We start from the raw sequence: 4,030 nt of genomic DNA, 5'->3' as shown, positions 1-4,030 counted from the left end.
GGGCGGCGCTGAAGGCGGCGGCCTGGCGGGGCGTCGCCGTGGACGGGCTCGCGGAGTTCCGGCATCCGGCGGCGCCCGCCACGGCGGCAGCGGACGGTTTGGTCGTGGGGTACGCGGCCGCGCCGGAACGGGCGTACGGGGCTGCGGTCGACGCCCTCTGCGACGTGCTGCCGCCGCCCTCCTGATGGGGGCGGGGCAGGTCAGGACAGCAGGAAGTCCGCCGCGCCCTGCTTGGCACCCTCGATGAACGCGGTGATCTCACCGGGGGTGTAGATGAGGGCGGGGCCGTCCGGGTCCGAGGACTGGCGGACGGCGACGCGGCCGTCGGCCAGCTTCATGGCTTCGAGACAGTTGCCGCCGTTGCCACCGCTCCACGGCTTGTGCCAGCCGTCGGAGCCGAGGTCGCGGGCCGGCATGCCGTTGTAGATCGGCTCGCCGTCGACGCCTCGTATCCGGTCCTTGATCCGGTCCATTCACAGCTCCTTGCGGAGATCGCGGAGGATCTCCTTTGTGCGTTGTGCCGTCGCGGCGTGTGCCGCCATGCGGTCCATGACCTCCAGGTGCGTGGCCACCTCGGGTCGCGCGTCCAGGTAGACGGCGCCGGTCAGGTACTCGCTGTACACCATGTCCGGCAGTTCCGACATGGCGAATCGGAACAGGACGAAGGGTCCGTACGTGCCCGGGTGCGGGCCCGCGGCGAACTCCGCGACCTGGAGGGTCACGTTCGGCCGTTCCATGACGTCCAGCAGCCGGTCGATCTGGCCGCGCATCACGTCCGCGTCGCCGACGGGCCGGCGCAGCGCGGTCTCGTCCATGACCACCCACAGGCGTGGCGCGTCCTCGCGGGTGAGCAGGTCCTGGCGCTGCATGCGCAGGGCGACGTGCCGGTCGACGACGCCGGGGTCCTCGACGAGCGCGCGGCCGATCGCCCCCGATCTGAGCACGCCGCGCGCGTAGTCCTCGGTCTGCAGCAGTCCCGGCACGAAGTGCGGCTCGTACGACCTGATGAGCGCCGCGGCGCCCTCCAGGCTCACGTACATCGAGAACCAGCCGGGCAGGATGTCGTGGAACCGCTGCCACCAGCCCGGCTTGTTCGCGTCCTCGGCGAGCTGCACGAACGCGTCGGCCTCGGCCGTCGAGACGCCGTAGGACTTCAGCAGGAGCTGGAGGTAGGGGATCTTCAGGGAGACCTCCGCGGTCTCCATGCGACGGACCGTCGCGGCGGTCACGCGGAGTACTTTCGCGGCTTCCTCGCGCTTGAGCCCGGCGTTCTCGCGGAGGTCCTGGAGGCGCCGGCCCAGGACGACCTGGCCGACCGTCGGCGCGGACCGCGGTTCGCTCACGCCCCTTACCTCCCAGTAGTTCACGTGTCCGGATCCAGCCGCGGGAGAAGATCCGGTCAGGGTCGTCAACCGGCCATTTCCCCGCGGTTCGCCCCCAATGGGCGCCGCGCGTCGAGCTGTTGCGAGCAGTGTGCCATGCCCGCTCCGCACGGCACACTGCACTCTGCATTTTCCAGAGTGGCTCTTGCCAAGTGTTCACGACGGGGCGATAGTGGCAAGCGTGATTCCGTCCGCGCCCTTAGGAACAGAAGTCGGCGAAGCTACGCTCAGTGACCGTTCGGGTACCTCGACAGGGCCTGCGGCACGGCGCAGCAGCTTCGAACTGGCTCCCCACCCGGGCTCCGCCGCACAGGCCCGGCGCATGACGCGCGCCCACCTCAGTGGTTGGGGCGCGTGCGAGGACACCTGCGACGCGGCGGCTCTCGTCGTGTCCGAACTGGTCACGAACGCGATCGTGCACACAGCCAGCCGCCGCATCCACTGCGAGCTGCACGAGCTGTGCGACGACTCCGGCGAGCGCGTGCGGATAGCGGTGCGCGACGAGGGCTGCATGCCCGGCGACACCCGCCCCGCGGGCCGGATCGCGCCCGAGGAGGAGCACGGCAGGGGGCTCCTCCTCGTGGCGGCGGTCTCCACCGCGTGGGGCGCCCAGGAGACCGGGCCCGGGCTGCTCGTCTGGGCGGAGCTGCCGAGGGACGGCCAGGCGGCGGGTCCCGGCCCCGTCCCCGCGCCCTGCGACGGGACCGGCTGGGCCTGGTGAGCGGCGTCCGCCACCGACCGGGCGGACGAAGGACGACGAACGTGCTGAACGGGAACGGATGGGCGTGGTGACGACGCGGACGATGCAGTTGGACTCGCTGGTCGGGTTCGCCCGGCGACACACCGCCCCGCGCCCCGCCGACCCCGTGCGCCTGAGCGTGCCGGACGGCATGACGGCGCCGATGGGCTGCGACGCGGTGGCGGTGCCCGAGGCGTTCGCCCGGGCGATGACGCGGCGGCTGCCGCACATGGGCTGCGTGTACGCGGACGGGGCGCACTGGTGGTGGCTGGTGCCCTCGGACTCCGATGTCGCCCTGGAGTGGCCGGCGCCCGCGCGCTACACGACCGGGGCCGTGGTGCCGGACGCGCGCCGGGCGCCCGATCTCATCCACTGCCCCGACGGTCCGGTGCCGTACACGCCGCCGATCCCGCTGTATCTGGCGCTGTGCCGGGTGACCGGGACGACCCCGGCGTGGTCGCGTCCGCTCGGCGCCGCCTGAGCGCCTCGCCTCAGCCGACGGGCGAGGGGGCCGCCTCGCGCACGATCACCAGGAACGCGTCCGTCGCCAGGTCCATGACCACTTCGGCGGGTTGACCCTCCAGGCGGCGCAGGCGCGCGAACTCCTCGGCGGGCCAGGAGCCGCGGGGCCCGCCGGCCGGGAAACGTTGCAGTACCACTCGTCCGTTGATCATCACTCGTCCCTGCCCCCGTGATCGTGCCGATGTGCTCGTGCGGTCGAGCATCGGTGCGTGCCGACGCGTCATGAGGGAGAACGCTGGCAGCGGGGGTTTCGGCTCGCAACGTGACGATAATGACACCGACTTGAGACGAGGTGGACCCGGACGTGAGGCGCCTCAGTCGCCGTATTCGTCGTGGTACCGGACGCCCGTACTGCCCGCAGGGGCGCCGAGGGCAGAGGCGCGGCCGGCCGGCTTCTCCCACTCCTCCTGCCGGCCCAGGGCCGTCAGGTCGAGGAGATTGCTGGTGAACCCGATGTTGTCCAGGCCCCGGTCGAAGGTCGTGTACGTGTGGAAGACCCGCTCCCCGTCGCGGAGGAAGCAGCTGAGCGCGGGCCGCTCCTGGACGCCTTCGGCGGAGCCGACCGTGGCGCCGAAGTCCTGGTTGAAATCGGTGAGGTGGGACGAGTACCAGGGAACCGTCCAGCCCATCCGGGCCTTGAACGGGAGGATCCTGGTGAACGGCGCGCGGGAGACCGCCGCGAACGCCGTGCCGCGGGCCCGCAGATGCGCCAGGTGCCCGATCTGGTCGAGGAACCCCGAGCAACTGGCACAGCCCGCCTCCCACTCGGGAGCGAACATGAAGTGGTAGACGACCAGTTGGGCCCGCCCCTCGAACAGGTCGAGCAACTCGGCCTTGCCGTCCGGCCCTTCGAAGACGTACAGCTTGTCGACCTCCGCCATGGGCAGCTCGCGCCGCCGGGCGTTCAACTCGTCCCGCGCCCGGGTGGCCGCCTTCTCCAGAGCGAGCAGTTCCTCGCGGGCGGCGCGCCACTCCTCGTGCGTGACCACCTTCGGCAGCCCCATGGTTCCTCCGTATGTCGACGGGCGGGTCTCTCGCAGGGGTGACCGGGGAGCCGCACGGAACTCATCGCTGCCGCCGAAGTTTTTTCCGGGCACTTCTTCACGGGGCCTCAGGTGTCGTACTCCTGGATACGCCTGCCGTGTCCGCGTGCGACGAGCGCGGGCAGCAGCTCGGCCAACTCCCCTGCCACGTCCGGGACATCGACCGTGGTCAGCCGCCCGTCGCGCATCAGGACGCGGCCGTCGACGACGGTGGTGCGCACGTCGCCGGAGCGGGCGCTGTGCACGAGGGTCGCGGCGAGGTCGTGCACGGGCTGGGTGTGCGGGCCGCTCAGGTCGACCAGGACGAGGTCGGCGCGGCGGCCGGGCGCCAGCGAGCCGACGTG

Annotated in this window: 7 protein-coding genes and 1 pseudogene; 3 read left to right on the top strand and 5 right to left on the bottom strand. The window is 71.7% G+C overall.

Annotated features, from left to right (window positions below; all coding sequences use genetic code 11):
* A pseudogene (locus tag G3I40_RS35215) lies at nucleotides 1-185 on the top strand (PLP-dependent aminotransferase family protein); the annotation flags it as partial.
* A 15-nt stretch (nucleotides 186-200) separates the two neighbouring features.
* Here G3I40_RS35215 and G3I40_RS35210 read toward each other — a convergent pair.
* Complete coding sequence (locus G3I40_RS35210) at nucleotides 201-473, bottom strand: DUF397 domain-containing protein (RefSeq protein ID WP_164558912.1); 273 nt, start codon at nucleotides 471-473, stop codon at nucleotides 201-203.
* Nucleotides 474-1,343, bottom strand: a complete 870-nt coding sequence (locus G3I40_RS35205) for a helix-turn-helix transcriptional regulator (protein ID WP_164558911.1) — start codon at nucleotides 1,341-1,343, stop codon at nucleotides 474-476.
* Between the two features lie 211 nt (nucleotides 1,344-1,554).
* Between G3I40_RS35205 and G3I40_RS35200 the strand changes: the two genes are divergently transcribed.
* Nucleotides 1,555-2,103 carry an ATP-binding protein gene (locus G3I40_RS35200; RefSeq protein ID WP_343245113.1) on the top strand — a complete coding sequence of 183 codons (549 nt, stop codon included), beginning with the start codon at nucleotides 1,555-1,557 and terminating at the stop codon, nucleotides 2,101-2,103.
* A gap of 82 nt (nucleotides 2,104-2,185) precedes the next feature.
* The gene (locus tag G3I40_RS35195) at nucleotides 2,186-2,602 is read left to right on the top strand and encodes a hypothetical protein (protein ID WP_239092130.1); all 417 of its coding nucleotides are present in this window, start codon (nucleotides 2,186-2,188) and stop codon (nucleotides 2,600-2,602) included.
* A 10-nt stretch (nucleotides 2,603-2,612) separates the two neighbouring features.
* Here the strand turns inward: G3I40_RS35195 and G3I40_RS35190 are convergent, their stop codons facing one another.
* The 3 genes from G3I40_RS35190 to G3I40_RS35180 form a co-directional block, all read right to left on the bottom strand.
* A complete protein-coding gene (locus G3I40_RS35190; protein ID WP_203645347.1) occupies nucleotides 2,613-2,795 on the bottom strand; it encodes a hypothetical protein in 183 nt (60 codons plus the stop codon).
* 162 nt (nucleotides 2,796-2,957) lie between these two features.
* Nucleotides 2,958-3,647: a DUF899 domain-containing protein gene (locus G3I40_RS35185; protein ID WP_164558908.1), complete on the bottom strand. Its 690-nt coding sequence runs from the start codon at nucleotides 3,645-3,647 to the stop codon at nucleotides 2,958-2,960.
* 107 nt (nucleotides 3,648-3,754) lie between these two features.
* Nucleotides 3,755-4,030, bottom strand: a 276-nt coding sequence (locus G3I40_RS35180) for an amidohydrolase family protein (protein WP_164558907.1), incomplete at its 5' end; no start/stop codon positions are given.

It is taken from the genome of Streptomyces sp. SID14478 (genome assembly GCF_010548525.1).
Lineage (GTDB): Bacteria > Actinomycetota > Actinomycetes > Streptomycetales > Streptomycetaceae > Streptomyces.
The sequence above is the reverse complement of the archived record's forward strand: the minus strand, read 5'-3'. Positions and strand labels throughout refer to the sequence as shown.

Coding starts and splice junctions, on each gene's coding strand:
- G3I40_RS35195 (WP_239092130.1), top strand. CDS start 2,186: ATGCAGTTGGACTCGCTGGTCGGGTTCGCCCGGCGACACACCGCCCCG.
- G3I40_RS35210 (WP_164558912.1), bottom strand. CDS start 473: ATGGACCGGATCAAGGACCGGATACGAGGCGTCGACGGCGAGCCGATC.
- G3I40_RS35185 (WP_164558908.1), bottom strand. CDS start 3,647: ATGGGGCTGCCGAAGGTGGTCACGCACGAGGAGTGGCGCGCCGCCCGC.
- G3I40_RS35190 (WP_203645347.1), bottom strand. CDS start 2,795: ATGATCAACGGACGAGTGGTACTGCAACGTTTCCCGGCCGGCGGGCCC.